Annotated in this window: 21 protein-coding genes and 3 tRNA genes; 20 read left to right on the forward strand and 4 right to left on the reverse strand. The window is 42.9% G+C overall.

All coding sequences use genetic code 11. The features are described 5' to 3' along the window. Positions 1–122: 122 nt before the first annotated feature. A complete protein-coding gene (locus tag HXT36_RS00195; protein WP_101896648.1) occupies positions 123–545 on the reverse strand; it encodes a DUF3052 domain-containing protein in 423 nt (140 codons plus the stop codon). 237 nt (positions 546–782) lie between these two features. On the opposite strand from HXT36_RS00195, the gene nrdD reads away from it, so the two are divergent. From nrdD to HXT36_RS00225, 6 genes are all read left to right on the forward strand, one after another. Further along, positions 783–3,230: an anaerobic ribonucleoside-triphosphate reductase gene (nrdD, locus tag HXT36_RS00200; RefSeq protein ID WP_421778812.1), complete on the forward strand. Its 2,448-nt coding sequence runs from the start codon at positions 783–785 to the stop codon at positions 3,228–3,230. A 121-nt stretch (positions 3,231–3,351) separates the two neighbouring features. Further along, on the forward strand, positions 3,352–4,059 hold the full coding sequence (gene nrdG / locus HXT36_RS00205; RefSeq protein ID WP_421778813.1) for an anaerobic ribonucleoside-triphosphate reductase activating protein: 708 nt from the start codon (positions 3,352–3,354) through the stop codon (positions 4,057–4,059). An 80-nt stretch (positions 4,060–4,139) separates the two neighbouring features. Next, a complete protein-coding gene (locus HXT36_RS00210; protein ID WP_421778814.1) occupies positions 4,140–6,050 on the forward strand; it encodes an ABC transporter ATP-binding protein in 1,911 nt (636 codons plus the stop codon). Then, positions 6,040–8,214 (forward strand): ABC transporter ATP-binding protein, encoded by a 2,175-nt coding sequence (locus HXT36_RS00215; RefSeq protein ID WP_421778815.1) that lies wholly within the window; start codon positions 6,040–6,042, stop codon positions 8,212–8,214. Before HXT36_RS00210 ends, HXT36_RS00215 begins: the two co-directional genes overlap by 11 nt. 115 nt (positions 8,215–8,329) lie before the next feature. After that, positions 8,330–8,403: transfer RNA gene (locus HXT36_RS00220), tRNA-Asp, on the forward strand. A 42-nt stretch (positions 8,404–8,445) separates the two neighbouring features. Continuing rightward, a tRNA-Phe gene (locus HXT36_RS00225) sits at positions 8,446–8,518 on the forward strand. A gap of 81 nt (positions 8,519–8,599) precedes the next feature. On the opposite strand, the gene galE is transcribed toward HXT36_RS00225, so the two are convergent. Next, positions 8,600–9,610: a UDP-glucose 4-epimerase GalE gene (gene galE / locus HXT36_RS00230; protein ID WP_115757305.1), complete on the reverse strand. Its 1,011-nt coding sequence runs from the start codon at positions 9,608–9,610 to the stop codon at positions 8,600–8,602. Positions 9,611–9,849: 239 nt separating this feature from the next. Here galE and trmB point away from each other — a divergent pair, with 239 nt between their 5' ends. The 7 genes from trmB (at position 9,850) to HXT36_RS00265 (ending at position 17,373) form a co-directional block, all read left to right on the forward strand. Then, a complete protein-coding gene (trmB, locus tag HXT36_RS00235; RefSeq protein WP_421778816.1) occupies positions 9,850–10,803 on the forward strand; it encodes a tRNA (guanosine(46)-N7)-methyltransferase TrmB in 954 nt (317 codons plus the stop codon). A 129-nt stretch (positions 10,804–10,932) separates the two neighbouring features. Then, a tRNA-Glu gene (locus HXT36_RS00240) sits at positions 10,933–11,004 on the forward strand. Between the two features lie 137 nt (positions 11,005–11,141). Further along, positions 11,142–11,879 (forward strand): hypothetical protein, encoded by a 738-nt coding sequence (locus tag HXT36_RS00245; protein WP_421778817.1) that lies wholly within the window; start codon positions 11,142–11,144, stop codon positions 11,877–11,879. A gap of 25 nt (positions 11,880–11,904) precedes the next feature. Continuing rightward, a complete protein-coding gene (locus HXT36_RS00250) occupies positions 11,905–14,619 on the forward strand; it encodes an HAD-IC family P-type ATPase (protein ID WP_421779252.1) in 2,715 nt (904 codons plus the stop codon). A 62-nt stretch (positions 14,620–14,681) separates the two neighbouring features. Further along, a complete protein-coding gene (locus HXT36_RS00255; protein WP_421779253.1) occupies positions 14,682–16,160 on the forward strand; it encodes an L-serine ammonia-lyase in 1,479 nt (492 codons plus the stop codon). 268 nt (positions 16,161–16,428) lie between these two features. Continuing rightward, on the forward strand, positions 16,429–16,836 hold the full coding sequence (locus tag HXT36_RS00260) for an FKBP-type peptidyl-prolyl cis-trans isomerase (protein WP_004130076.1): 408 nt from the start codon (positions 16,429–16,431) through the stop codon (positions 16,834–16,836). Between the two features lie 57 nt (positions 16,837–16,893). Continuing rightward, on the forward strand, positions 16,894–17,373 hold the full coding sequence (locus tag HXT36_RS00265; protein WP_016635771.1) for a GreA/GreB family elongation factor: 480 nt from the start codon (positions 16,894–16,896) through the stop codon (positions 17,371–17,373). 186 nt (positions 17,374–17,559) lie between these two features. On the opposite strand, the gene lexA is transcribed toward HXT36_RS00265, so the two are convergent. Then, complete coding sequence (lexA, locus tag HXT36_RS00270) at positions 17,560–18,282, reverse strand: transcriptional repressor LexA (protein ID WP_421778818.1); 723 nt, start codon at positions 18,280–18,282, stop codon at positions 17,560–17,562. Positions 18,283–18,442: 160 nt separating this feature from the next. On the opposite strand from lexA, the gene HXT36_RS00275 reads away from it, so the two are divergent. The 3 genes from HXT36_RS00275 to nrdR are packed head-to-tail and all read left to right on the forward strand — an operon-like array spanning position 18,443 to position 19,564. Beyond that, positions 18,443–18,805: a LysM peptidoglycan-binding domain-containing protein gene (locus tag HXT36_RS00275; RefSeq protein ID WP_016783656.1), complete on the forward strand. Its 363-nt coding sequence runs from the start codon at positions 18,443–18,445 to the stop codon at positions 18,803–18,805. Between the two features lie 36 nt (positions 18,806–18,841). Then, complete coding sequence (locus tag HXT36_RS00280) at positions 18,842–19,066, forward strand: hypothetical protein (RefSeq protein WP_101889679.1); 225 nt, start codon at positions 18,842–18,844, stop codon at positions 19,064–19,066. Between the two features lie 51 nt (positions 19,067–19,117). Continuing rightward, complete coding sequence (gene nrdR, locus HXT36_RS00285) at positions 19,118–19,564, forward strand: transcriptional regulator NrdR (protein WP_032812895.1); 447 nt, start codon at positions 19,118–19,120, stop codon at positions 19,562–19,564. Between the two features lie 234 nt (positions 19,565–19,798). On the opposite strand, the gene HXT36_RS00290 is transcribed toward nrdR, so the two are convergent. After that, positions 19,799–22,075 carry a HelD family protein gene (locus HXT36_RS00290; protein WP_415680594.1) on the reverse strand — a complete coding sequence of 759 codons (2,277 nt, stop codon included), beginning with the start codon at positions 22,073–22,075 and terminating at the stop codon, positions 19,799–19,801. A gap of 199 nt (positions 22,076–22,274) precedes the next feature. Between HXT36_RS00290 and mraZ the strand changes: the two genes are divergently transcribed. The 4 genes from mraZ to HXT36_RS00310 are packed head-to-tail and all read left to right on the forward strand — an operon-like array spanning position 22,275 to position 26,819. Beyond that, positions 22,275–23,054: a division/cell wall cluster transcriptional repressor MraZ gene (gene mraZ, locus HXT36_RS00295; protein ID WP_415680595.1), complete on the forward strand. Its 780-nt coding sequence runs from the start codon at positions 22,275–22,277 to the stop codon at positions 23,052–23,054. After that, a complete protein-coding gene (gene rsmH, locus HXT36_RS00300) occupies positions 23,051–24,121 on the forward strand; it encodes a 16S rRNA (cytosine(1402)-N(4))-methyltransferase RsmH (protein WP_415680596.1) in 1,071 nt (356 codons plus the stop codon). Before mraZ ends, rsmH begins: the two co-directional genes overlap by 4 nt. Next, complete coding sequence (locus HXT36_RS00305) at positions 24,121–24,765, forward strand: hypothetical protein (protein WP_016831782.1); 645 nt, start codon at positions 24,121–24,123, stop codon at positions 24,763–24,765. The genes rsmH and HXT36_RS00305 overlap by 1 nt, the downstream gene beginning before the upstream one ends. Continuing rightward, complete coding sequence (locus tag HXT36_RS00310) at positions 24,765–26,819, forward strand: peptidoglycan D,D-transpeptidase FtsI family protein (RefSeq protein WP_415680597.1); 2,055 nt, start codon at positions 24,765–24,767, stop codon at positions 26,817–26,819. The genes HXT36_RS00305 and HXT36_RS00310 overlap by 1 nt, the downstream gene beginning before the upstream one ends. The last annotated feature ends 25 nt before the right edge of the window (positions 26,820–26,844 follow it).

Below are 26,844 nucleotides of genomic sequence, written 5' to 3' on the forward strand. Positions count from 1 at the left end.
ACAAAAAGCGGAGTTGTTTTCCCGAAAATGTTGTTCAAAATGCCGTTTAGAGCAACAAAAAGCGTCGGCTAACTAACTAACTAACTAACTAACTAAGCGCGACTAAGCGCCTACTATTTGCGCTACTTGCTTTGACCTTTGCCGAATGCGCGCAAGCGAATACCATTCCAATCTTCGCTAACTGTTAAAGGCGTTGCGGCGTTCATTCCAGCAGTCATTGCTGCTGCTTGAACAGTGCTCGAGCTTGGAGAACCAGCACGCCCTGGCTTAGGTGTTAAAACCCACATAGGTGCGTTGCTGTTCAACATGTTTGTTGCATCCATAATGGTGTCTGCTAGCTCGTCTTCATCGTCGCCATCGCGCCACCAAATAATCACTCCGTCAACAGTGGAGTTGTAATCTTCATCAACAAGTTCTTCGCCAGTCAATTCTTCGATATTGCTGCAAATCGCATCGTCAACGTCATCGTCCCACAGCCACTGCTGTACGATGTCTCCAGGTTGGAATCCAAATTCTTCTGCATGTTGAAAAGCTGTCTGTTCCACGTGACTCAATATATCAAAGCGTCAAGAATTTGCGCGACTCGCCCTAGCCGCGCGCACGGCACGCTGAGACACGCCTGGAAAATCGCCAGAAACCACAAAATCACTATATGTAGTTTGTTATTTATGTAAATTACCCTAGATATTGTGCATGCTATGGGCTATAGTAGAGCAAGTTGTTGCGAATCATAAGTAGATTTGCGATTCAAAATACATGTTAGCTTGAGAAAGGTCTGTAGAATGCAGGTCTCTGATATGACTTTAGAAGATGCCACTTTGCAAGATGAAGAAGCCGTCACTTTGGGTGATTTTAATGTAGCTTCAAACGGCTCTTCTAAGAAGTCTCGCGTGCAAGTCGAAAAGCGCGATGGCCGCGTTGTTGACTTTGATCAGATGAACATAATAATGGCCATTAAAGCTGCGTTTAAGGATTTGCGCAAAGAAGTTGGTCCGCAAGAAGAGCAAATGATTCGCGATATTACGGATCATATTGAGGCCGAGATTCAAGACCGTTACAATGGCCCTGCAAAAATCGAAGATATTCAGACTCTTGTTGAGCATGGTCTTATTGAAAATCACCTTTACGAAGTTGCGCGTTGCTACACAAGCTACCGCCTGAACCGAGATATCGACCGCGCTAAGGCAACCGATATTAACGAAGCTGTGAATCGCCTTGTAAACCGAGATGAGTCGCTTGTGCGCGAAAATGCTAACAAGGATTCCAACGTTTACGCTACTCAGCGCGATCTTCTTGCAGGCGCTGTTTCCAAGGCTTCCGCGTTTTCTATGCTTCCACACGCGGTTTCTAACGCGCATATGAAGGGCGATATTCACTTCCACGATGCCGATTATTCGCCATTTACTTGCATGAGCAATTGCTCGCTTCCAGACTTTGGAAACATGCTTGCTAAGGGATTTGCGCTTGGAAACGCAATGATGGATAGCCCAAAGTCGATTGGCACGGCGGCTACTCAAGTTACGCAGATTATTAAGGATATTGCAGGCGCGCAGTACGGCGGACAAACTGTAAACCGCGCAGACGAGATGCTGGAGCCTTACGCTAAGTGCGATTACGACAAGAATCTTGCTATGGCTCAGGCCATGATTCCAGATTCCACGCCAATCGAAGTTGCTAAGGCCATGATTGACGGCTTAAAGGCTCAGGAGCCTAAGAATCTTCATTGTTTAGATAGGGATCCGCTTCCAGAAGACACTCCTTTTGATGAGAATTTGAGTGAGTTGGATCAGCTTCGCGAAGTTTACGCAAAGATTATGACGCGCAAGGCGATTTACGACGCTATGCAAACAATGGAATATCAAATCAATTCCAACCGCGTTTCTAACGGCCAGACTCCGTTTGTAACTGTTGGCTTTGGTCTTGGTACGTCTTGGTTTGCTCGCGAAATTCAGCGCGCTATTTTGCTTAATCGCATTCGCGGACTTGGCAAGGACCGTCATACTGCTATCTTCCCTAAACTTGTGTTTACTATTAAGCACGGCGTTAACGCAGATGCTGGCGACCCTAACTACGATTTGAAGCAGCTTGCGCTTGAGTGCTCTACAAAGCGCATGTACCCAGACGTTGTGTTCTACGAGAATATTGTTAAGATTACAGGCTCCTTTAAGGCACCTATGGGCTGCCGATCCTTCCTTCAGGGCTGGATTGATCCAAAGACTGGCAAAGACGTGGAAGACGGCCGCATGAATCTTGGCGTTGTAACAGTTAACGTGCCTCGCATTGCGCTGGAGTCTCACGGAGACGTAAACCGCTTCTGGAAGCTCTTTAACGAGCGCATGGAAGTGGCTCATCAAGCTTTGCGATTCCGCATTATGCGTTGCAAGCAGGCAACTCCTGTGAATGCTCCAACTCTGTTCCGCTACGGCGCGTTTGGGCGTTTGGGAGCTAACGAGAGCGTGGATCAGCTGTTCCGCAATGAGCGTGCAACTGTGTCTCTTGGCTATATTGGCTTGTATGAAGCTACATCCGTGTTCTTTGGTAAGGATTGGATGCAAGATCACAGCTGGAATGAGGATGGCAAGCAATTTGCGCTTTCTATGGTTCGCCGCATGAATCAGCTTTGCCAGCAGTGGTCGAAGGCAGAGGGATACCACTACTCGGTATATTCCACTCCTGCTGAGTCTTTGACGGATCGCTTTAACCGCATGGATCGCCAGAAGTTTGGCAGCATTGAAGGCGTTACAGATCACGACTTCTACACTAATTCCTTCCATTACCCAGTGTGGTTGCAGCCAACTCCTATGGAGAAGCTCCGCTACGAGGTTGACTTCCCGTACTTTGCTTCCGGCGGATTTATTAACTACTGCGAGTTCCCATGCTTGCAAGCGAATCCTAAGGCTTTGGAGGCTGTTTGGGATTACGCTTACAAGATTGGCATTGGCTACTTGGGTACGAACACTCCGATTGACCATTGCTTTGTTTGCGGATTCCAGGGCGATTTTGAGCCGACTAAGGAAGGCTTCCGCTGCCCAGAGTGCGGCAACAGTGACCCAGATAAGTGCAATGTGACTAAGCGCACTTGCGGCTACTTGGGTAATCCTGTTCAGCGCCCAATGGTTCACGGCCGCCACGAGGAAATCGCTCATCGCGTAAAGCATATGTCGGGCGAAACTGGCCATGTTGTTCTTAACAATGGCGAGTCTCGCGAGTGGTACGAGGAAACTAAGTAGTGCGTAGGATTGCGGCGTAAAATCGCGGAGCGTGTAATTGCGTAAAGTCGCAGCTTAAAGTCGCATAAAGTCGCATAAAATAAGGTAAAAGCTAGGCTAAATTACTAAAAAGGTCGGAACCATGGCTCGTATAAGTTTGCACGATTTTGCACCTGCAGACGTTAACCGCGGGCCTTGGATTCCAACCTCTCTTTCTAATAATCCGCGCGCAGGGCAGTGGTCCAGTGAGCGCATGAGCAAGGGCATGATTGCGGATTATAAGCGTTTTTTGATGACGGATGGCGAAGGAATCCGTTGCTCGCTGTACGTTTCTGGCTGCCCGTTCCATTGCGTTGAATGCTATAACGAGTCGATTTGGGATTTTCGCGCAGGATACCCATACACGCAAAAGCTTGAAGACCAAATTATGGAAGATTTGGCGCTTCCGTACGTGCAAGGATTGACGCTTCTTGGCGGAGAGCCGCTTCTTAACACTGGTATTTTGCTGCCACTTTGCAAGCGTATTCGAAGCGAGTTTGGAAATACAAAAGACATTTGGAGCTGGACTGGTTACACTTGGGAAGAGCTTATGCGCAAAGGCGAGACGCCAGATAAACTTGAGCTTTTGCAATACATTGACATTCTTGTTGACGGGCGATATATGAAGGATCTTCATGATTCGCTGTTGCAATTCCGCGGATCTAGTAATCAGCGGATTATTGACGTGCCAAAGTCGCTGAAAAATCCGATTGATCCGCCTGTAATCTGGGAAAAGCTTCACGATCAAGAGCGTTTTATTCCATCAATCTATGGCAAGGATCGAGCAGCTGGCGAAGCTGACGCGAGTTAGCTAATGGTTGTTAGAAATAGCGATCTACAAGTCAGAAGTGATATGATTAAGCGTATAAATTCTTTTAATAGAGAGGTCGCATGAAAGCAAAATCGCATAAAAAACACAAGGATTACGCGCCTAATGCGTTTCGCACAATAATGCCGCTGTTAAAGCGCTATCGTATGCTTGGTGTAATCACGTCTGCTGCGATTTTTGTAGAAGCATCTATGCAAATTGCGATTCCAACAGTAATGTCTAGTCTTATTGACTTTGGAATTGCCGCAAAATCCCAAAATGCTGTTAAATACTACGGCTTGCAATTACTCGCTTTTGCCGCAATATCAATGATTTTTGGCGTTATTTCTGGCGTTTGTTGCGCGCATTCTAGCGCGGGCTTTGGCAAAAATTTGCGATGCAAGATGTTTAGTCGCTTGCAATCGTTGAGTTTTTGCGATCTTGACCGTTTTTCTACTGGAACGGTTGTTACGCGCCTAACTAGCGACGTTTCTAATATTCAATTTGCGTATCAAATGGTTATTCGCGCAGGCGTTCGCAGCCTTGTGATTATTGTTGCAACATGGTGGTTTACTTTTTGCATAAGCCCTTCGATTTCTTGGGTTTTTCTTAGTCTTATTCCAATTGTTGGCGTTATTTGTGGTATTGGTGCCAAGATTGTTGCATCCACTTTTGCGCAAATTTACGGCACGATTGACAGCATGAACGGCATGGTTAGCGAAAATTTGCGCAATATTCGCATTGTTAAGTCGTATGTTAGAGAAGACTACGAAAACCGCCGTTTTAGGCGCATATCGCATAAAATTTACAGCTATTTTTTAAAAGCGGAGTATATTCTAAATTGTAGTATTCCGCTTTTTAACTTGTGTTTTTATGCGTGTTTGCTTCTTGTTGCGTGGATGGCTTCTAAGCAAATCGTTGCTTCGGGAAATAATCCTGCATTTGGCTTGACTACGGGAAATCTTGCTGCGCTGGTTGTATATGCGTTGCAAATTTTGTTTGCGTTGGCTAATTTGGTTGTAATTTTTGTTATGACGGTTACTGCGCGCACGTCAATGCATCGTGTTGCAAATGTTTTACAATCGCATAACAGTGAGTATGTTCATAAAAACCCGATTACAGAGCTTGCAGATGCTTCGATTCGTTTTAATAATGTTGATTTTGCATATGATTCTGCGCGCGTAAATGGCAATTTGTCTTCGGCTGCTTGCGATTCGTCTAAAGGTAGTCAGGAAATTTTACACAACATAAATCTAAATATTCCTTCTGGCTCTACTGTTGGGATTGTGGGCGCAACGGGTAGTGGAAAGTCAAGTATTATAAATTTGATTGCGCGCATTTACGATGTAACAAAAGGCACTGTTTTTGTAGGCGGATCAGACGTTCGTTTTTATGATTCCAAAAGTTTGCGCAACCAGATAGGAATTGTGTTACAAAAAAATATTCTGTTTAGCGGCACTATTGCGCAAAATCTTCGATGGGGCAATGAGAATGCGACTGACTCCGACTTGCGCGAGGCGTGTAAAATCGCTTGCGCTCAAGAGTTTATAGACGATTTGCCGCATGCATATAACACGAATCTTGAGCAAGGCGGCAAGAATCTTTCGGGCGGTCAAAAACAGCGACTTTGCATTGCGCGCGCGTTGCTAAAGCGGCCAAAAATCTTGATCTTAGACGATTCAATGAGTGCAGTAGATGTTAAGACAGACGCCAAGATTCGCGAGAATTTAAGGCATTTTATGCCCGATTCCACGCAAATCATTGTTGCGCAACGCGTGTCTTCTTGCATGCACGCGGATTTGATTGTTGTTCTTAAAGATGGGCGTGTTGTTGCTAAAGGAAAGCATAGCGAGTTGATGGAATCGTGTGAAACGTATAGGAAAATGGCGATTTCTCAAGGTGTAAAAATAATTGAATCTAAAAACAGCGAAGGCAGTGAAGGCAGTGAAGACAGCGAAGGCAGCGAGGGCGGCAGGATTAACAATGATAAATAAGGAAAAGTCGCAAGAAAAATCTGCGTTAAAATCTTCGCAAGAATCTTCGCAAAAGTCGCAAGGAAACTTAGATCAAAAGTCGCAAGAAAAATTCGCTCTAAATTGGCGCGTTCTAAAGCGCTTAGCGTCTTATATTATGGCTTACAAGATGCAAGTTTTTGTTGTTATTGCGTCAATTATTATAAGCTCCATTGTTCAAGCTGTAAGCGCAATGTTTTTGCAATCGCTTGTAGACGCGTACATTTTGCCTCTAATTGGCAAGCGTAATCCCGATTTTGCGCCACTTTTGCGAATGATTGCAATTATGGCATGCGTGTGCGCTATTGGTGTGTTCTTTAGCTGGCTTTGGAGCAGGCTGGTTGTAAAAATCGCGCAAAGTGTAATGCGAAACCTTAGAAATCAAATGTTTAAGCATCATCAAGAACTTCCGCTTAAGTACCTAGATTCTCACGGATATGGCGATGTTATGAGCCGATACACCAACGATACGGAAGCGCTTCATCAAGCGATTTCTTGGTCTTTTCCAGACTCGTTTAGCTCGCTAATGTCTATTACGGCGGCATTTTGTGCGATTGCTTGGCTTTCGATTCCTGTTGCAATTTTTCTTGTGATTTTTACTGCAATTCTCTTGCTTCTAGTGCGTTTTATGCTTAATCGTTCTGGCAAGCTTTTTGCGCAATTCCAGGCCGCTTTGGGCGATTTGAACGAGTTTGTAGAAGAGGCGGATTCTGGTAGAAAAGTTATTAAGATTTTTAATCACGAACGTGCGGCGGTGGAAAAATTAAGTGATTTGGCGATTCGCGTGCAAAAAATTTCTGCTAGCGCCAATTCTTACGCAAATAATGTTATGCCTGTGATTAGTAACGCGAGCTACCTGTTTTACGTTTTGCTTGCGATTTTTGGAGCGTGGGCGGTAAATGCTGGCGTGTATTCTGCTGGATTGAGCGGCGTTTTTGGTGTGAATTCAAGCACGCTTACAATCGGCACGCTTATATCTCTTCTTACGCTTTCTCGCGCGTTTATAAACCCGATTGGCGAGATAACAATGCAACTAAATTCGCTTATGATGGCGACTGCAGGAGCGAATCGCATCTTTGCGCTTTTAGATGAGCCTGTTGAAAAAGATGATGGAACAGTTAAGCTAGTTAAAATTCGCGCAAAAATCGTTGAGTGCTGTAGTGGAGATGGCGATGATAGTGGCGATAAATCTCAAGTAAATCAAGTAGATTTTACAGACGCTAAACAGTCTTATTTGCAAGTTTTTAACGAAGTAAGCGAAGATTCTTGCGGAAGTAATGTGTATTGGGCGTGGAAAAATTGCTCTAAAAATTTAAGTGGCGGTTCTTCAAATTGTGGTTCTTTAAGCTCCGATTCTTGCGCAGATGCCCAAAAACAAGCGAGTCGCTCTAAAGATGGCGTGTACACGCTTGTTAGGGGAGATGTTCGCTTTGAAAACGTTACGTTTGGTTACGAGCCTTCTAAAACTGTTTTGCACAATATATCTTGGTATGCTCACGCGGGTCAAAAAGTTGCGCTTGTAGGTGCAACTGGAGCTGGCAAAACCACTATCGCCAATCTTCTTACGCGTTTTTATAACATTGCTGATGGTCAAATCCTGTATGACGGAATCGATGTTCGTAATATTTGCAAAAGTGACTTGCGCCATGCTGTTGCAACCGTTTTGCAAGACGTTGGATTGTTTAGTGCAAGCATAATAGACAATATTCGCTACGGACGCCTTAATGCTAGCGATTCCGATTGCATTGCTGCAGCCACTCTTGCTCATGCGGATTCCTTTATTTCCAAGCTGCCAGACGGATACAACACGCATATTAAAAACGGCGGAGCAGACCTTTCTCAAGGCCAAAAGCAGTTGATTGCGATTGCGCGCGCTGCTGTTGCGAATCCGCCTGTTTTGATTTTAGACGAAGCAACTTCTTCGATTGACACGCATACGGAAGCGCTTGTGCAAAGCGCGATGGACGCTTTGATGCAAGATAGAACCGTGTTTGTTATTGCGCACAGGCTTTCTACAGTGCGAAACGCGGATGTGATTATGGTTTTGGACCATGGTCGCATTGTTGAGCGTGGGTCTCATGAAGACTTGATGAAAAAGCGCGGCGAATATTATCAACTTTGCACAGGTGCAATGGAGCTGGAGTAGTCAGCGTCGTGTTTGCTTGATATTCTGCGGCAACACGCCGAATACGCTTTTGAACTTGCATTTTGGCGTGGATTCTGTAAGATAGTAACTCGGCTGTTCAATGGAACAAAGCCACGGCCCCGTAGCTCAGTTGGTTAGAGCGCCGCCCTGTCACGGCGGAGGTCACCGGTTCAAGTCCGGCCGGGGTCGCGATTAGTAAAGGCCCGGTTCGCCGGGTTTTTTATTCATCATGGCTCTGTAGCTCAGTTGGTAGAGCGAGCGACTGAAAATCGCTAGGTCAGCGGATCGATCCCGCTCGGAGCCACAAGTAAATAAACAAAAACTAAATAACAAAACGCGCAGCATTTTTGCCGCGCGTTTTTTGTTTATAAGCTAGTCAACCTGCTTAGTCAACTTGCTTCCACGATTCAACATCAATATGATGGTTTGGATTTGCTTGCCAAGCTTCCCATGCGGATTCCACAATATCCTTAACGTTGTAGCGCGCATGCCACCCCATCTCTTCGTTAATGCGCTTAGTGCTTCCAATCAATTGTGGCGGATCGCCAGCTCTACGCCCTAAAATCGCCTCTCTAAATGGCAATCCAGTAACGCGCCTAACTTCGTCTACAATTTGACGAACAGAAGTGCCTTTGCCCGTTCCAACGTTAAAAGCGTCGTACTTGCGCTCATCGCGATCTAAATAAGTAAGCGCTGCAATGTGTGCGTCTGCAAGATCCGAAACATGAATGTAGTCGCGAATGCAAGTGCCGTCGGCAGTAGGGTAGTCATTACCAAAAATCGCAGGAGCTTTGCCTTGCTGCAACCTATCTAAAAGCATAGGAATCAGGTTCAAAATCGCAGGATCTTCTAGCTCCACAGGCCCGCATCCCGCAACGTTAAAGTAACGAAGTGCGCAAAAACGAATTCCATAAGTGTGTTCGCAAGCGCGTGCCATCCACTCGCCAAAAAGTTTAGTTTGGCCGTACGGATTAATCGGAAGCATTGGCACAACGTCTTCTGGCACAACTTCTACAGGCGGCTCGCCATACGTGGCTGCGCTAGACGAAAAAACAAGCTTTTTAGCACTGCTTTGGCGCATTCCTTCTAAAACGTTAAGCATGCCATTAATGTTCTGCTGGTAGTACCAAAGTGGCTTTTCTACGGACTCTCCAACTTGCTTTCGCGCAGCAAAGTGAATCACAGAATCAACGTTATTTTCCTTCATTATTTGCGCAAGTCGCGCTCCAGCGTCTGGGGAAGCAATGTCCATTCCGTAAAGTCGCGCGCCTTCAATTCTTGTAGGCTTTCCGTAGCTTAAATCGTCTACAACTACAACGTTTTGCTTTGCTTGGTGAAGAGCGTGTACAACGTGTGCGCCAATGTAGCCGCATCCGCCTGTAACTAGAATAGTCATTGTTTACCGTTTACCTTTCTTACTTATGCTGTTTTGCATAATGTTATAGGGAAATTATAGCGCTTGAATCATATTGTGTTTTTGACATTGTTTGTGTTTGTTCCAGTGTTTGTGATTGTTTGTGTTTGTGTTTGTGTTTGTGATTGTTTGTGTTTGTGTTTGTGTTTGTGATTGTGCTGGTATTTGTGCCAGTGTTTTGCGCGTTTGATATTATGCGATGAGTTGTGATTCAATCGCGTATGCAAGAAAATAAGGAAGATTGGCTAAAAATGAACGATTTTAATGTAGATAGTGCAAGTGACGATTTGCATAGTGGCCACTCTTTTGGCGATTTGACTGATGGCGCGTATGATTGCGCGTATGATTGCGCGGTTGCTTGCGACTCTTCCAAACCTCAACAGCCTCACGCATCCGCTAGGGCGATTCTTTCGTTTGTACGAAGATCTGCCAGGCTCGACGCGCGCTTAGAGAAAGCCAAGCAACGCTACTCAGGCGCTTATTTGCTATGCATTGCGGATGGAGATGGGTCTTTGCGCGTAAAAAGCGATTTGTGTGTGGATTCGCAATGGATTGAAGCCAATTGGGGCAATGCTAATCCGCTTATAGTTGAAATAGGATCGGGTCAGGGAGAAAACATTGTGGCAGCTGCTGCAGCAAACCCGAATACGAATTTTCTTGCGCTAGAAGTTTATGACCCAGGCGTAGCGCACACTATGCTTTTGGCTGGTAAGCAGGATTTGCATAATTTGCGAATTGCGCAAGTTAACGCTCCTGATTTTCTTGCAGCGTGCAAAAGTGGTGTTTTGGCAGAGGTTTGGACATTTTTCCCAGATCCTTGGCCTAAAATGCGTCATCACAAGCGCCGAATTGTTCAGCCTTCTTTGGCTAAGTCTGTGCATAATGCGCTTGTTGCAGGTGGAGTTTGGCGAATTGCTACAGATATTGAGGATTACGCATTGCATGTTCACGAAGTTATGGATTCTTTGGCGTGCTTTGAAAACGATGGCGATTTGCGTGTGAGCTTGCCGATTGAGCATGTTGGAAAGGGTAATGCGCAAGATGCTGCGGATTTGCCTCATGCGGATTTTGTGGAGTCGCGTCGCTTTGATGGGCGTGTTTTGACGAATTTTGAGCGCAAGGGATTAGAAGCTGGTCGCGTGATTCACGATTTTGCGTATGTTGTTAAAAAGTGAGTTGTGAATTTGATTGTTGAGCGTGGCGTGTGGCGTGTGGTGTGGCGTTAGAATCGCGTTGACTTCCTTCAACACGCCGTAATTTGCAAGAACTGCTCATGAGTGTTAATATCATATGGTTTGGTTAAAGCCCCCTTCGTCTAACGGTTAGGACACCAGACTTTCAATCTGACAACAAGAGTTCGACTCTCTTAGGGGGTACAAATTTTGCGCCGTTAGTTTTAGCGGCGTTTTTGTTATCTATGATGTTTACCTCTTGTGTGGTTATAGGCCAGAGTTATTAACTCTTGCGCTGTTCTTCGATACTCTTCGTGCGTGATTTGTGCTATAAAAGTCTTATGGTCTTTATGCGCAAAACAAAACACGTTCTTATGCGTGCGATTCGTGCTGTTTTGTGCAAACGTAATTATGTTGTTTCGGCTTTTGCGTCCGCATTGGTGATTTTCTTATTTGCGTCTCTAAGTGCTTGCACTCCTCAGGGCCATGCTGTTGGCGATAGCGGGCATTTGGACGACATTGTTCATGATGGTATTGATGTAGAAGACATAAAATTGTTTGTAGTTGGATCCAGGCAGGCGGCTCTTGATTCTAAGCTTTTGCATATGTGTGAGAAATCTGGTTTGCATGCATCATATATTTCGATTGCAGACGTCAAAAATGCTAATTTTGCTTCGCAAGAGGCAATTACAGACGCTTCAAATCAGCCCGTGTCTATTATTTTTATAAACAACATTAATGTTGATAGAGCAGATCGCGTTGATTCTAGCGTTAAAAGCAATGCTGGCGGTGCGCACGTTGATCTAAAAGCTCGCAAAGCTTGGACTAATGCGCTTGAATATGCGCGCTCTGCTGGGATTCCTGTTGTGCTTGTTAATCCGCAAAATCCACCTAAGGACCGCACTTTGTATGCAGCAAAGCTTTATATTCTTAAGGATTTAGATGGCGAGAATTTGTTTGACGCAAATCTAATTAAGGGTTTCGGTAAAATCCAACATTCTAGTCTTCTAAAAATCGTTCAATCTGTGATTGACAATACGCCTCACAGTAGGGATGTGGTTATAAATGACAAAGATTAGCTCTAACGTTACGAGTTTGCAAAAAATGCATGATTCGCAAAGCTCTGCAAACTCTACAGATTCTGTGAATATCTCAGATTTCCCTGATTTGCCAGAGGTTAGCGAACAAGGCTTAACGCAAAGCGAAGTTTTTGATGCTGTAAATCGCGGATTTGTAAATGTTACAAATAATCGCACATCTAGGTCCGTTCTTTCTATTGTGCGCGCAAACGTGTTTACTCTTTTTAACGCAATTATTTTTGCAGCAATGGTTGTTGTTCTTGCCACTGGTTCTTGGAAAGACGCTGTTTTTGGCTTTGTGATTCTTATTAACACGGGTATTGGTGTTGTTACGGAGTTGCGCGCAAAGCGTACGCTCGACCGTCTTTCGATTCTTGTTGCTTCCAAATCGATTGTTCGGCGCGAAGGCAAAAATGTTTATGTTGATCATAGCGGTATTGTGCTTGGTGATTTGTTGTGGGTTCGTTCTGGCGACCAGGTTCCTGCAGATGCAAATGTTGTTAAATCTTGGGGCTTAGAGATGGACGAGTCCATGCTTACGGGCGAATCTGTTACTGTTCGTAAAGCTGCGGATGACTTTGTTTATTCTGGCTCTACTGCGGTTTCTGGCATTGCTTTAATGCGCGTTACGGCTGTAGGAGATAACAGCTATGCGTCTAAGCTTGCTGCACAAGCAAAGGTTTATACAAAAACAATCTCCGATTTGAGTCGTGGAATTAACACGATTCTAAAGTGGATGACGATTGTTGTTGTTCCTCTTTGCGTTTTGCTTGTTTGGTCGCAAATCAATAAGGTTGGCGGATTTGCTGTAGCTTTACAGACAGGGCAGTGGAAGAGTGCTGTTGTTTCTGCGGTTGCTGGCGTTGTTGGCATGATTCCAGAAGGGCTTGTTCTTTTAACTTCACTTAACTTTGCTGTTGCTGCAATGCGTCTTGCGCGTAAAAAAACGTTGGTTCAGGAGCTTGAATCTGTTGAAACTTTGGCTCGAGTGGATTGCCTTAATCTAGACAAAACTGGCACGATTACGGATGGTGGAATCGCGTTTGTTGGTGTTGACTTGATTGGTGGTGACTCGAATCGTTTGGTGAATCAAGCTTTGTTTGACTTATCTAACGAAGAAAATCCAAATGCTACAGGTTCTGCCATTATGGAAGGCCTTAAAAATCAAGGTGTTTCCTCTGCTTCTAGTGTTAGCGCTCGCTTGCCATTTTCGTCTGCAAGAAAGTGGAGCGCAATACGCTACGCGCTAAAAGACGGTAGATTTGAAACGTGGTATATGGGTGCTCCAGAGGTCTTAGCAACTGCGATTTGTGCACGCAAATCTAGTGTTGTTTCTAGCGATTTGCAAGGTTCTATTGCTCCAGCGGTTGCAGAAGGCGGAATCAGCGATTCTGCGGTTTCTGGCGATTCTCCTTTCGATAATTGCCATTTAACGGATTCGTTTAAGCAAATTTTGAATCGTGTAAACGAATACGCTCAGCAGAGTAATCGTGTTCTTCTTCTAGCTGTTGCTTATAGTGATTCTGGCGATTCTAATAACGCAACGTTCTCCAGTTCTCCAGTAGTGTCCACAAGCGCTCGCCCTGTTGCTTTAGTTCGATGCTCAGAGAAAATACGTGATGATGCTCGTCAAACTCTTGATTGGTTTAGACAGCAAGGTGTTAGGTGCCGAGTTATTTCTGGCGATAATCCAACAACCGTTGCATCTGTTGCCGAAAAAGTTGGTCTAACTGGTGACTCAAAGCCTGTTTCGATGGACGCAAGGCAGTTGCCTAAAGATATAAATCAACTTGCCGAAGTTCTTGAAAACGTTGACGTTCTTGGTCGCGTTTTGCCAGATCAAAAAAAGGCGATTGTTCAAGCTTTGCACTCTAAAGGACATGTTGTAGCTATGACTGGCGATGGTGTAAACGATACACTTGCGCTCAAAGAGGCAGACTTAGGCGTTGCAATGGGTAATGCTGCTCCAGCTGCTAAGGCTGTTGCTCAAGTTGTTCTTGTTGACTCACGTTTCTCGCATCTTCCAGACGTTGTTGCTAGAGGTCGTCAAGTAATGGCAAACATGGAACGTGTTGCAGGACTGTTCCTTGTTAAAACAGTGTATTCTGCGCTGATTTCTGCAGGTGTGGTTTTGCTTGGTCTTAATTTCCCATATTTGCCTCGTCACATAACCTATATCGGTTCGTTAACCATTGGTATTCCAGCGTTTTTGCTTGCTTTGGCTCCTAATACAAGGCGCTATGTTCCTGGATTCTTGCATCGTGTTGTTCGTTTTGCTCTACCAAATGGTATAGCTGTTGCCGTGTCTGTTTTGGTTGTGTCCATTTTTGCTCCTTTAATGCTTGCGCGCGGTCTTGATTCTTCTAACGTTAACGCCTCTAGGCTTATTGTTGAATCCGTGCATGCTGTTGGTGTAACTCGCACTATTTGTGCTGTTACTGTTTTTGTGCTCGGTGTTGCAGTTTTGGCCACAGTTTCTAAGCCACTTATATCTTGGCGTGGAATTATGGTCTTATGTTTTGCGGCTGCTGGCGTTATTGGTGCATTTATACCGTTTGTTGCGCATTTCTTTGATTTGCATGTTCCTGTGAGTGGAAATGCAATGTTTGTTATGATTTGTGCTGTAATTTTTGCCTTTGTTATCTGGTTAGTTTTACATCTTGTTAGTCACTTGATTGAAAACTGGATTGATAATGTAAACGACGGTAGTGTTTTGCACTCTTATGATAGTGATCGTTGACGTAGCGTGTCGTGCCTACTAACAATTGTGCTTACAATAGATATGTGTTCAGTATTTTAGAAATGTTCTCGGTTGGTGTAGGTCCTAGTTCTTCGCACACGGTTGGACCTATGCGCGCAGCGAATGCTTTTGTGACTTCTCTTCAAAAGAATGGAAAGCTTAAAGACGTTTCGCGTGTGCGAGTCACACTGTATGGCTCCTTGTCTCTTACTGGATTGGGGCATGGTACGGATCGTGCATCGGTTGCTGGTCTTGAAGGTAACCTTCCAGACGATGTTGATACGGAACACATGATGACTATTCGCGAAGATTGTAAGAAAAGCGGAACTTTAACACTTGCGCATAGTCATACTATCGAATTTGATTACGATTCCGATGTTGTTTTTGAAAAGTGGCGGCGCATGGCTGCACATCCTAATGGCATGCGGTTTGTTGCTTTGGATTCCTTTGGTAATACTGTTGACGAACAAGTTTGGTATTCGATTGGTGGCGGATTTATTCGCAAAGGCAATGCAAACGATAAGATGATTGGTTTGCATGACCGCGTTGATGAAAATGTGGAAGAAAGTGAAGATAAAACTAAAGATTCTAGTCATAAAGATTCTGAATCTTCTAGTGATTCGCGTGAAGACTCGTCTGTTCCATATCCTTTTACAACGTGCAAAGAACTTATCTCGATTTGCAAAAAAGAGCATAAGAGCATAAGTGACATTGTTTGGCAAAACGAACTTGCTTTGCATAACGGTAATTCCGAATATGTTCGTTCCTATTTGTTGCATGTTTGGGAAGTTATGGAAGAGTGTGTTGAAAATGGATGTAACTCTAAGCAGCAGATTCTTCCAGGCGGACTTGAGGTTCATAGGCGTGCTCCGCGTATGTATGCTCGTCTTGCTGCGAATTCCGATATGCTTAAGCAAAATCGTAGGCGAGCTGATTGCGCTCTGGAAGCTTCTGACTCTGCATGGGTAAATCTTTTTGCTCTTGCAGTGAGTGAAGAAAACGCTGGAGGTGGTCGTATTGTTACAGCTCCGACTAATGGATCCGCTGGTATTATTCCAGCTGTTTTGCAATACTATTGGCGTTTTGTAGACAGTTCTAGCGAGGAGGGAATAATAAAGTTCCTTCTTGCTTCTGGAGCTGTTGGCTATTTGTTTAAGCGCAATGCTTCTATTTCTGGCGCAGAAGTTGGGTGCCAGGGAGAAGTTGGCTCTGCGTGTTCTATGGCTGCTGCAGGCCTGTGCGAAGTTCTTGGCGGAACTCCGCAGCAGGTTGAAAATGCTGCCGAAATTGGTATTGAGCATCATCTTGGTCTCACTTGTGATCCGGTTGGTGGCTTGGTTCAGATTCCTTGTATCGAGCGCAATGCTATGGCTGCCAACACTGCTATTAACGCTGTTAGAATGGCTCTTCTAGGTGATGGCTCTCATATTGTTAGCTTAGATAGTGCTATTAAAACTATGAAGGAAACTGGCCAAGACATGATGTCTAAATATCGCGAAACATCTAAGGGTGGCTTAGCTGTGAACGTAGTTGAGTGCTAGTTATAGTCGTTGCATTTATAGCTATTTTTATTGCATTTTCCTTAAGCATGTTTTGCGTATTTGCTTGCATTGTGTTGCTATATTGTTATGCAAGTTATATGCGTATTGGCATAGGTAGCGGTTGAGTGCTAATCTAAAACACGCTATAAAATTGCAAAAATGTTATAATATTCAAAGTTTTTAATGAATAGTTTGTAAGTGTTAGTGGCTTTTTGCAAGCATTTACACATGTTTGTAAGGGATTATAAGAGGTTATAAAGGAGGCAAAATGGCACAGGATATGCCAGAAGTAGTTGCGGAATTTGGTACTACGCCAACGGTGACGTTCCCAGCGCTTGAGCCGCCAGCAGGGCTTAAGGTTGTTGAATTGGTAGAAGGCAATGGGCCTTTGGTTCGTGCTGGAGACACTGTTACCGTTAATTACCATGGCGTTGTTTGGGGAGCAAGCGAGCCTTTTGACTCTAGTTTTGCTCGTCATACTCCTGCCAGCTTTGGTATTGGTGTTGGCCAGGTTATTCAGGGTTGGGATCGTACTGTTCCAGGACATAATGTTGGTTCTCGCTTACTTGTTTCTATTCCGCCTGAGTATGGTTATGGTTCACGAGGTGTTCCGCAGGCTGGAATTGGTGGTTCGGACACCCTCGTTTTTGTGATTGATATTATTTCTACTCGCTAAACGCGAGTGATTGTTTTGTTGCTTTTATTCTTTATTCTTTGTTAAGGAGATTGCAAAATGGCTGAAGAAAAAGTAATTCTATTGACTAAAGAAGCCTACGATAAGCTTAAGGAAGAATTAGCTCATCGCGAAGGTGAATATCGTGATGAAATCACCGAGCGTATTGCTGCTGCTCGCGCCGAAGGCGATTTGTCTGAAAACGGTGGCTATCAGGCTGCTCGCGAAGAGCAGGGCAAGAACGAGGGTCGTATTAACGAGCTTATTGTTAAGCTACGCAACGCAAAGATTCTTGAGGCTCCAGAGGAAGGCCTTGTTGGCAATGGCTCTGTTGTTACTTTAGATCTTGCTGGTCGAGAGATGACTTATGTTCTTGGCTCTCGTGATATTGCTGTTGCTACCGATTACGATGTTATTAGTCCAGAATCTCCGATTGGTGCTGCAATTATTGGCGCTAAAGCGGGTGATACTGTTAGCTACTCTGCTCCAAATGGTCGCCAAATTTCTGTAACCATTAAGGATTCTCATCCACTCGCTTAAACAATGAATTTGTTTTAATAAGCGAGCACATACTTGTTATCTATCTATTTTCTCTAATCGCTGTGATTTAGAATCTATATGATTTATAGGTCACAGCGATTTTATTTATATGCTTATTTGTATCCGTTTAACAGTATCGCTCTTTAGCTGTTTTAATCTCGTAAATCTTGTAAATCTCTTAAATCATTAAATTTTTCTTAAAATGGTAACAACTTTGCCCATTATCTTTGCGTGAGACCCATCTATAGGGGAATACGCTGGATTGTGAGGCATAAGCCAAACGTGACCATTTTCTTTTCTAAACGTCTTTACAGTTGCTTCGTTATCTAGCAGTGCAGCAACAATATCTCCATTTGTTGCTTCATTCTGTTCTCGCACAACAACATAATCACCGTCGCAAATTGCTGTGTCAATCATTGAATCTCCATGCACTTCTAGCATGAACAGATTTCCGCTTCCAGTAAGTCTTTCTGGCAAACGCATAACATCTTCAACATGTTGTTCAGCTGTTATAGGTGTTCCTGCAGCGATTCTTCCAACAAGAGGAACATCGTGAGAGTTTATCAAAGACTCACTGTTATACATGCTCACATCGATAGCTGATTGTTTTTCAAGCAATGCATGGGCTTTTTCTTTGTTTTTTTGTATAAAATCTCCAATAACTTCAATTGCTCTACCTTTATTTGCACTTATTCGTATTAATCCTTTCATTTCGAGTGCTCGTAATTGATGTTTTACGGAAGAAGGACTTCTTAAGCCTACAGCTTCGCCTATTTCTCTAAATGATGGAGGGAATCCATGTTCTTCGAGGCATTGCTGTATAGCATCCATGATTTTTCTCTGGCGATCTGTTAGTGGCTCAGCGTTGTGCGCCGCAGAATCACTAAGCTCGTTTTGGGTGGTATTCATGGTGTCTCCTTTCGTTGTTTTACATTCTAATACACTTTTCTAAAAAAATCAAACATATGTTCGACACGCCGTTGCATCTTTAGAACAAATGTGTCAAGATTAATACACTTGTTCGATAGAACAAATGTTCATGTCAATTAAAACGTAAGAAAGGATAGTCATGTATAAGAACTTGAACTCTTCTAATGGTATTAGTTATTCAACGCTAAATCGTGCCGCTTTGGCTAATAAGGGTTACAAAAAACGCAAAAATAAATTATTTATTCGTTTTATAGTTTTTTCTGCGTTAGTTTGTTTTGCTTGGATTATTTTTATGCCAAAGCCAGCTGTTTCGGCCGTATCAAAATCCTTTGTAACGTATACTGTTCGACCTGGAGATACCTTATGGAGTTATGCAAAATCCATAACAGATAAAAATGGCAATATTTCTGATTCTGTTGATTACCTTATGCAATTAAATAATCTTGATTCTACAGATTTAGAAGTAGGGCAGTCTATACGAGTACCTTTTATTGACGACTGATTTTGTTACTACAAATATTATTAGAATGGAGTATTTATGAGTTCAGATTATGAATATAATTCGTCAGACTCATATGATTTGTTTGCATTATATTATTGCGATGATTCTGCATGTTGTAGTTGTCATGATTTAAGCGTTAAGCCAATTGTTGAACCACTTGTTGTTATGGATGTATCTATATATCCATCTATTCGAGTGTTTTGCGATAAATTTTATAAAATATACGAGGAAAAATATGAAAAAATCGATTTATTTATATAAAACATTGAAATATATATAACATATTTAATTAATTTTTAGTATGCTGTATATATGCATTGTCCTTTTTGTAAGAATTCCGATACTAAGGTTATTGACACTAGAATCAGCGAGGATGGATATTCAATCCGTCGTAGGCGCGAGTGTCAGATGTGTGGTAATCGTTTTACAACAGTAGAAACTACGCAATTGCTTGTTATGAAGCGTTCTGGTTCTGTGGAACCTTTTGATAGAGCAAAAGTGGTTGCTGGTGTTGGAAAAGCTTGCCAGGGTAGACCAATAGATTCTGAGGAGCTAAAGACTCTTGGAATGGAAGTTGAAGCTGATTTACGTGCTCGTGGATTAGCTCAAATCACATCTGAAGATGTTGGAAAAGCAATATTAAAGCCGTTGCGTGAACTAGACGAGGTGGCGTATCTTCGTTTTGCTAGCGTATATCAGAATTTTACTGGTTTGGAAGATTTTGAACGTGCAATAGATGATCTTAAGAAAAGTAAGTGATTGTGCAATGTTTTACATTGAGTAATCACTTTGTGAATGTTGCTAAAAGTATAAGTTTGAGTATTTGAGTTTGTGTGAATGTTGATTTGCTGTTTGTTAGCGAATCGTTGAGTCTTAGAATAAATATGGTTATAGTGTGAGGGATAACCTGATTTGTTTGACCCAATTAAAGGGTCAAACAAATAACAAGGTTGTTAATAGTTGGGTTTACTCAGTACTTTTACTTCGCGATTATTACTTTGAAAAATTGGCGTCGTCTTGTGTGCGCAAGACAACAAGACGCTGTGTTGGTCTTGTCATTGCAACGTATAGATTTGCCGCTGCGCTAAGTCTGGATGCCGCTTCCTGCTCGATTGCAGAAGGTTGCATTAGAATTACCGCATCGTATTCCAATCCCTTAACATCTTCCGCATTGCAAACGCTAATTTGACTATCGTCAAAGTTTTGCTGAATTATGCGTGCATATTCCTTAGTCGAAAGATTCTTGCTAAGAGTATTTTTAACGATTTTGTTTGCATGCTCTATTAGTTCTTGAGGAACAATAATTGCTACGCGTCCGCTTCCGTCTTCGGAAACAAATTCGTTAAATAAGTCAATGCAATATTTAGCAAGCATATTATTAAGCTCATTTTGATTCTGAACCGTATGTGTAACAAGCGAATCTGGAACAGATCTAACTGCATTAACTGTTGATATATATAAGCCAGAATTATTTGCAACTTTTCCTGCAGCTTCAGAAACTTCTTTAGGATTACGGTAATTAATTGTTAGTTCATAAAGATCCCAGTTTTCGTTTCCAAACAATGAGCTCATGTTTTTTTGCCAACTATGTGTACCACCTAAAGAGGAGGTTTGTGCAACATCGCCAACAATTGTAAATGAGCGTGAAGGGCACCTGCGTATTAGCATACGCCAATCCATTGCAGTAAGCTCTTGCGCTTCATCTACAACAACATGGCCATAAGTCCACTCTCTATCCGACGCGGCAAGATTTGCAACCATACTTGCATCGTTACCTTGAATATTCTCAATAAGCATATCGGCGGTAATAATGCCATTTCCTATGCCATTTTGTGCAAGAGTATCGGAAGCATATTGCTGTTCTTCGAGTTTTTTACGAGCGAGTGCAGCGTTTTGTGCTTCAATCTTTGGATCTGAGCCTAGTAGCTCCATAGCTTCGTCAAGAAGTGGGATGTCGGACTGAGTTAAAGGACTTCCTTTTGGTCTAATTAATGCACGAATATCATTTTCACTTAACCAAGGAGCATATATGCGAAGTTGTTCAGGTTTAGAAAAGAGTTGGTCTATAAGCCAATTGGCATTCATAGGTAGCCAAGCAAGATTTAATGTAATCTTGAGCTTATTTTCCATTCTAAGTTGCGAAGTAATGTCAGATATTTCCGCTTGGGAAGGAACGTAATCAAGTTGTTCTAGATACCTGTTTCTAAGCGAACTTATAACTGACTTTACAAATGTTTTACGCGCCTGGTTATGAGGCTGGTGTGTGCGCTGAGCATCTAATTGCGCAAGCTCTATATCTTCCTTTTTTAATTGCACAGCAAAACCATTTATGCGTAGTGTTGGCAAATCTTTAGGAATACGTATTCTTGCGCAAATAGCGTTTTGAATAACGTTTTTCATGCGGTACATTCCCTTAAGTTTTGCTGCATGAGGAGTGTCTTGCACTGTTGCATGAATATTTGGGATTAGATCCGCTATAGTTCTGCTAACAACACCAGTTTCACCCAAAGATGGCAAAACTTGATCTATGTATCTTAAGAATGCAGAGCTTGGTCCTACAATCAAAACCCCTGATCTTTCAAGCTTTCTGCGATGCGTGTAGAGCAAGTATGCTGCTCTGTGCAAAGCTACTGCAGTTTTGCCTGTACCAGGTCCGCCTTGAACAACAATTGTACGGTCAAGAGGAGCGCGAATAATGCGGTCTTGTTCTGCCTGAATGGTTGCAACAATATCCGTCATTTTTCCAGTTCTGCGAGAGCCTAGAGAAGCAAGCAATGCACCTTCGCCAGTAAGTGTTCCTTGTTGAGACGCTTTGTTGACTTCGTCTGAATGAATATCTAGAATCTCGTCTTCAACTCCTACAACTTCTCGGAATTTAAGAGTTATGTGCCTACGCATAACAATGTCTCCATGATTTGAAGGAGTTGCTTCGTAGAATGGTCTGGCTGCTTCTGCTCTCCAATCAGTTAAGATTGGGTCGTGATTTTCGCTTAGTAAACCGATTCTTCCAATGTAACGTCTTATGCCTTCTAGGCTGTCTAGTCTGCCGAACACGAGTCTATCTTCTACAGCTCTAAGTTGCGTTAAACGATCTTCGTACATTGTTGCAAAAGAATCTCGTTCTGTTCGCTGAGTTGGTGAGCCATGCGAGCCTGCAGCGCGTACAGAATCAAGCCTTGCTCGGATTGTTGAACGCAAGTTATCTAATCGACTGTAAGCGCAATCAACTGCTTGTTGTTCTTCGCTGAGTTGTGAGGAGTACGTAGACATTTGTGTCCGTTCTTCTTAAAAGTTGGGCTAAAACTAGGCGTTTAAGTATACCTCGAGGCTAATACACGTTGCATGTTTCCAATCTAAGTTAAAAAAATATTATTTTTTTACAAAAAAGTGGGGATTTTTGGTGAGAAATGGGGTAAAATGGTGAAAGATGTGCAAGTGGCATATTGCATGTTGAAAAGGAGGTGGATTTATGGCTAGTAATAATGCTGGCGCAAATGCGCAAGATAAAGCCAATTCCTCCTTTAAGCATGCTCAAAATCCATCTGGTTATGATTCTCAAAATACGGCTCAAGCTAATGCCCAAGATGCGCATATGCCAATGCAAAATTCTCAAGCGTACGCTCAGCCTTATTATGTGATGACGCAAATGCCGCAAATGTATCAAGCGCAGCAAATGCCTCAAATGCCTGTTATGCAGCCTGTTATGCAGCCTCAACCTACGTCTTCGGCTTTTACATCCACTCCTTTGCCTCAAGACGCGGTTTTTGGCGCTAATAGTTTGCAAAGTCAGGCTAATAATCACGTAAAGAATCCGATACTTCTTGGAACTTATTCTCCAAAAATAGATGCAAAGGGTCGCGTTGCTTTACCTGCAAAATTCAGATCCCAATTGGGCGATGGTTTTGTTATGGCTCGCGGACAAGAGCGATGCGTTTATGTTCTTCCAATGCAAGAGTTTGAGCGTATTACAACTCAGATTCAGCTCACATCTATGAGTAATAAGTCTGCAAGAGACTACCTTAGAGTCTTCCTTTCTGGCGCTGTTGATCAGGAGCCAGATAAGCAAGGTCGTATAGTAGTGCCTCCAATGCTAAGGGATTATGCAAATCTTGGAGATGAGATTGTTGTAATTGGTGTTGGAACTCGCGCAGAAATATGGAACAAATCTGCTTGGAACAATTATCTTGCAGATAAAGAGCAAGATTATGCAGATATTGCAAATGATGTTCTTCCGGCGGTGGCACAATGAAAGATTTATCTACAATTCATGCGCCAGTTCTGTTGGAAGACTGTGTAAATCTTGTTTCTCCAGCATTAGATCACAAAGATTCTATTGTTGTTGATTGCACTCTTGGGCTTGCAGGTCACGCAACAGCTTTTCTTAAAGCTGCTCCACTTGCAACTCTTATTGGAATAGATAGAGATAGTGAAGCTCTTGGCTTAGCGACAAAAAGAATGCGCGATGAAGGCTTAGAGAATCGTTTTATTCCAGTGCATGCTGCATTTGATGAAGTTGACAAAGTTCTTGAAGATTTAGAAATCGATAAGATTGACGCAGCGTTTATGGACTTGGGTCTTTCTAGTTTGCAAATAGACGAGGAAGATAGAGGATTTTCTTATTCTCATAACACAGTCTTAGATATGCGTATGGATACAACTCAAAGTGTTACTGCTGAAACCATTCTTGCTACTTATAGTGCATCCAGTCTTGCTCAAATATTCCGTGAGTATGGTCAAGAACGTTTTTCTGGGCCAATCGCAAGAAATATAGTGCAAGTTAGACAAGAGAATCCAATAAAAACATCTGGTCAACTTGTTGATTTAGTGGATCATGTTATTCCGCGTGCTCATCGTGCTCCAGGAAATCCAGCTAAACGAGTTTTTCAGGCTCTTAGAATCGAAGTTAATGGAGAGCTGGATAAGCTTTCTAGGACTTTACCAAAGCTTGCTTTGCGCTTAAATAACGGCGGCAGAATTGTTGTTGAGTCTTATCATTCTTTGGAAGATATTACGGTTAAGCGTTTTATGAATAAAGGCTTAGAAGTAGATGTTCCAGCAAATATGCCAATTATTCCGCAAAGTGCAAAACCTTTCTTTAAGTCTTTAACTCGCGGAGCTATTAAAGCATCTAAAGAAGAAATTGCAAATAATACAAGGTCTTCTTCTGTTCGCTTACGCGCAGTGGAGCTTATTAGAGATATTCCAGATAGGTGGATTAAAGACTTTACAGCTATTGCTCAAGGAGAAGATGCGTCTTTGCATCGTTCTTCTTCTAAAGCGAATGGTGTAAATAACAGCAAAGGAGGCAGGTTCTAATGGATAAGCCAAGTAAAAACCGTGCTTCTAGGATTGCTGCGTCTTATGCAAGTTCATCTGCTCCTGCTGGGCGAGTAAATGATAAAGCAGCTGGTAATAATTCAAGGCAAAATCGTGTTTTAAAGTCGATTCCATTAGTGTTTAGTGCCTCTGACCGTAGGTCTTACACAGTAATGAATCACTTACATAGAGTTATAGAGTGGAGTAACACTCGTAAAGCTCCTCTTTTCAACTTGATTATTGTTGTTATTTTCCTTTTTGTTACGCCTACTACGTCTTTGTTGTTGCGAACAAAAATGGCGGAGATATCTTTTGAACAAGCTGCCACTCAATCAAGTATCTCTAGGCTTCGTCAAGATGTGGAAACTGCGCAAACAAAGTTAGATGCGCTAGAAGCGGATCTTCCAGCAAAAGCACAAGATATGGGAATGATTCCACAACAGGGAGCAATAACAGTTGATTTAAGTGCTTATGCAAACAAAAAGAAGGCAGAACAAGCTGCGATTGAAGCTCAAAAAGCTAAGCCAGAGCAAGCAAAGCAAAAACTTAAACAACAACAAACTAAACCAGATAAAACTAAACCAGATAAAACTAAACAACAAACTAAACAACAGCCAGAACAAAAAAATAAGGAGAAACATTGATGAACCGCCTAATCAAGCAACGTTTCGCCAAATACTCAGGCAAAATGAAAACAGTATTGTATTATGCCAAACTTGCTGGTAAAAAGTTGCGCTCTACTACAAGCAGAGTGAGCAAAATCAGCAAGAGCAGATTCAATACGAGTAAGTTGTACAGATCATACGGCAGTAATGCCGCGCGTTCTGGTTCTGGTTATGCTTCTTCTGGAGCTAATGCACGTTATGGCGCTCAAACTAGCGTTATACGAAACACGGTTTTTGCAAAAAAGTGTATTGCTGTTGCAATGATATTCGCGTTTATTGCGTCTATAGCAATAGTAAAGCTTAGCTTTATACAGTTAATCAATGCACGTTCTACTGCTCAGGCGGCGCAGGCAGAACGTAGCAGAACTCGTCCAATACTCGCTCGTAGAGGTCGTATTTTAGACGCAAACGGTACCGTTTTAGCTCAAAGCGTTGAAAGATACAACATAATCGCAGACCCTATGAACGCTCAGTCTTTTAAGCCAACTCCTTGCACAAAGCAAACTGCTGGGAATTGTCATGCAATTAATGGCAAAGATGTTGAAGGAACTGGCGCTGTTGCTGTGGCGCGTCTTTTGGCTCCTATTTTGCATATGAGTTCTGTTGAAATAGGCGGCAAGATTGCAGGCGTAGGACGTTACGCTGTTATTAAAAGAAATGTTAAGCCTTCTGTTAAGCGCGCAATAGACAAGCTTAATCTTTCTGGTTGTGTTTATGCAGAAAACAGTAGCGAACGCGTATACTCGAGTGGCCCTATTCTTGGTGCTTTAATCGGTTCCGTTAAAGACGCTGAAGAAAGCGCTCGCAAGGAAGCAAAGGGCAGAAGAGGAGAAATTGGCGAATCTGGACTAGAGCTTTCTCAAGATAAGGTTCTAACTGGTAAAGATGGTTATCAAAAATATCAGGGAAATAACGTTGGAAATGAGAAAATTCCTGGAACGGTAAGCGAATATAAAGATGCTGTAAACGGTAACGACATAAAGCTAACTATTGATAGCGATGTAGATTGGTACGTTAAGAAGGTTCTTCTAGATGGCATTAACAGGTATAAAGCTGGATGGGGCGTTGCTGTTGTTCAAGATATTCGCACTGGAGAAATCGTTGCTCTAGAAGATAGCGATAGTATTAAAGCTGGTTCTGCCGAAGCTAGAGCATCTGTTTCTAAAGCTGTTAGCCAAGTGTTTGAGCCAGGCTCCATTGGTAAAGTTTTCTCAGTTGCAGGCATGCTTCAGACGGGCGCGCGCTCGTTATCAGATAAGTTTGCTGTTCCAGGAAGCATTGATAAGCAAGGTCAGCTTTTCCACGACGCTCATAATCATGGTGTTATGAGACTCACTTTGGCAGGCATTTTGAAGGAATCTTCTAACGTTGGATTGATTATGGCTGGCGAAAAATATCCAAATAACAAGCGTTATGAGTTTTTGTCTAAGTTTGGAATTGGACAATATACTGGATTAGGCTTGCAAGGAGAATCTCAAGGTTTGCTTCCGAGTGTTCAATCGTGGGATGGTCGTAAGCAAAACACTGTTTTGTTCGGTCAGGGTTATGCAGCAAACGCTTTGCAAATCACTAATGCTATATCAACAATCGCAAATAAAGGCGTAAGACTTAAGCAATCGATTATCAGGTCTGTAATTGATCCTCAAGGTAGAGTTACTGAGCGCAAAAGGCCAGAAGGCACTAGGGTGTTGGATGAGCACGTTGCTGATCAAATGTTAAACGCTATGGAGTCCACTGCAGAATATTACGGTAGCTACATATCTGTTAATGGATATCGAATTGCTGCAAAGAGTGGTACTGCAGAAGTTGCTGGATTTGGCGGAGCGCTTAGCTCTATTGTTGCAGACTGCGCAGCAATATTGCCTGTAGATAATCCACGTTTTGCAATAACTGTAGCATTAAGCAATCCAGAAGGTACATTCGGTGTTTATACTGCGGCGCCTATTATAAAAACAATAGGCGAGTTCCTAATGCAAAAGTACAACGTTCCAGTATCGACGCCTCGCACCAATCCTATTGCTGTACAATGGTAATAGATAGCGAACGAGGGCGAGTGCG

The sequence above is a fragment of the Gardnerella sp. DNF01144 genome, assembly GCF_049244245.1.
In the GTDB taxonomy this organism is placed as follows: Bacteria; Actinomycetota; Actinomycetes; order Actinomycetales; family Bifidobacteriaceae; genus Bifidobacterium; species Bifidobacterium piotii.

Coding starts and splice junctions, on each gene's coding strand:
- nrdD (WP_421778812.1), top strand. CDS start 783: ATGCAGGTCTCTGATATGACTTTAGAAGATGCCACTTTGCAAGATGAA.
- nrdG (WP_421778813.1), top strand. CDS start 3,352: ATGGCTCGTATAAGTTTGCACGATTTTGCACCTGCAGACGTTAACCGC.
- HXT36_RS00210 (WP_421778814.1), top strand. CDS start 4,140: ATGAAAGCAAAATCGCATAAAAAACACAAGGATTACGCGCCTAATGCG.
- HXT36_RS00215 (WP_421778815.1), top strand. CDS start 6,040: ATGATAAATAAGGAAAAGTCGCAAGAAAAATCTGCGTTAAAATCTTCG.
- galE (WP_115757305.1), bottom strand. CDS start 9,610: ATGACTATTCTAGTTACAGGCGGATGCGGCTACATTGGCGCACACGTT.
- trmB (WP_421778816.1), top strand. CDS start 9,850: ATGCAAGAAAATAAGGAAGATTGGCTAAAAATGAACGATTTTAATGTA.
- HXT36_RS00245 (WP_421778817.1), top strand. CDS start 11,142: ATGGTCTTTATGCGCAAAACAAAACACGTTCTTATGCGTGCGATTCGT.
- HXT36_RS00250 (WP_421779252.1), top strand. CDS start 11,905: ATGCATGATTCGCAAAGCTCTGCAAACTCTACAGATTCTGTGAATATC.
- HXT36_RS00255 (WP_421779253.1), top strand. CDS start 14,682: ATGTTCTCGGTTGGTGTAGGTCCTAGTTCTTCGCACACGGTTGGACCT.
- HXT36_RS00260 (WP_004130076.1), top strand. CDS start 16,429: ATGGCACAGGATATGCCAGAAGTAGTTGCGGAATTTGGTACTACGCCA.
- HXT36_RS00265 (WP_016635771.1), top strand. CDS start 16,894: ATGGCTGAAGAAAAAGTAATTCTATTGACTAAAGAAGCCTACGATAAG.
- lexA (WP_421778818.1), bottom strand. CDS start 18,282: ATGAATACCACCCAAAACGAGCTTAGTGATTCTGCGGCGCACAACGCT.
- HXT36_RS00275 (WP_016783656.1), top strand. CDS start 18,443: ATGTATAAGAACTTGAACTCTTCTAATGGTATTAGTTATTCAACGCTA.
- HXT36_RS00280 (WP_101889679.1), top strand. CDS start 18,842: ATGAGTTCAGATTATGAATATAATTCGTCAGACTCATATGATTTGTTT.
- nrdR (WP_032812895.1), top strand. CDS start 19,118: ATGCATTGTCCTTTTTGTAAGAATTCCGATACTAAGGTTATTGACACT.
- HXT36_RS00290 (WP_415680594.1), bottom strand. CDS start 22,075: ATGTCTACGTACTCCTCACAACTCAGCGAAGAACAACAAGCAGTTGAT.
- mraZ (WP_415680595.1), top strand. CDS start 22,275: ATGGCTAGTAATAATGCTGGCGCAAATGCGCAAGATAAAGCCAATTCC.
- rsmH (WP_415680596.1), top strand. CDS start 23,051: ATGAAAGATTTATCTACAATTCATGCGCCAGTTCTGTTGGAAGACTGT.
- HXT36_RS00305 (WP_016831782.1), top strand. CDS start 24,121: ATGGATAAGCCAAGTAAAAACCGTGCTTCTAGGATTGCTGCGTCTTAT.
- HXT36_RS00310 (WP_415680597.1), top strand. CDS start 24,765: ATGAACCGCCTAATCAAGCAACGTTTCGCCAAATACTCAGGCAAAATG.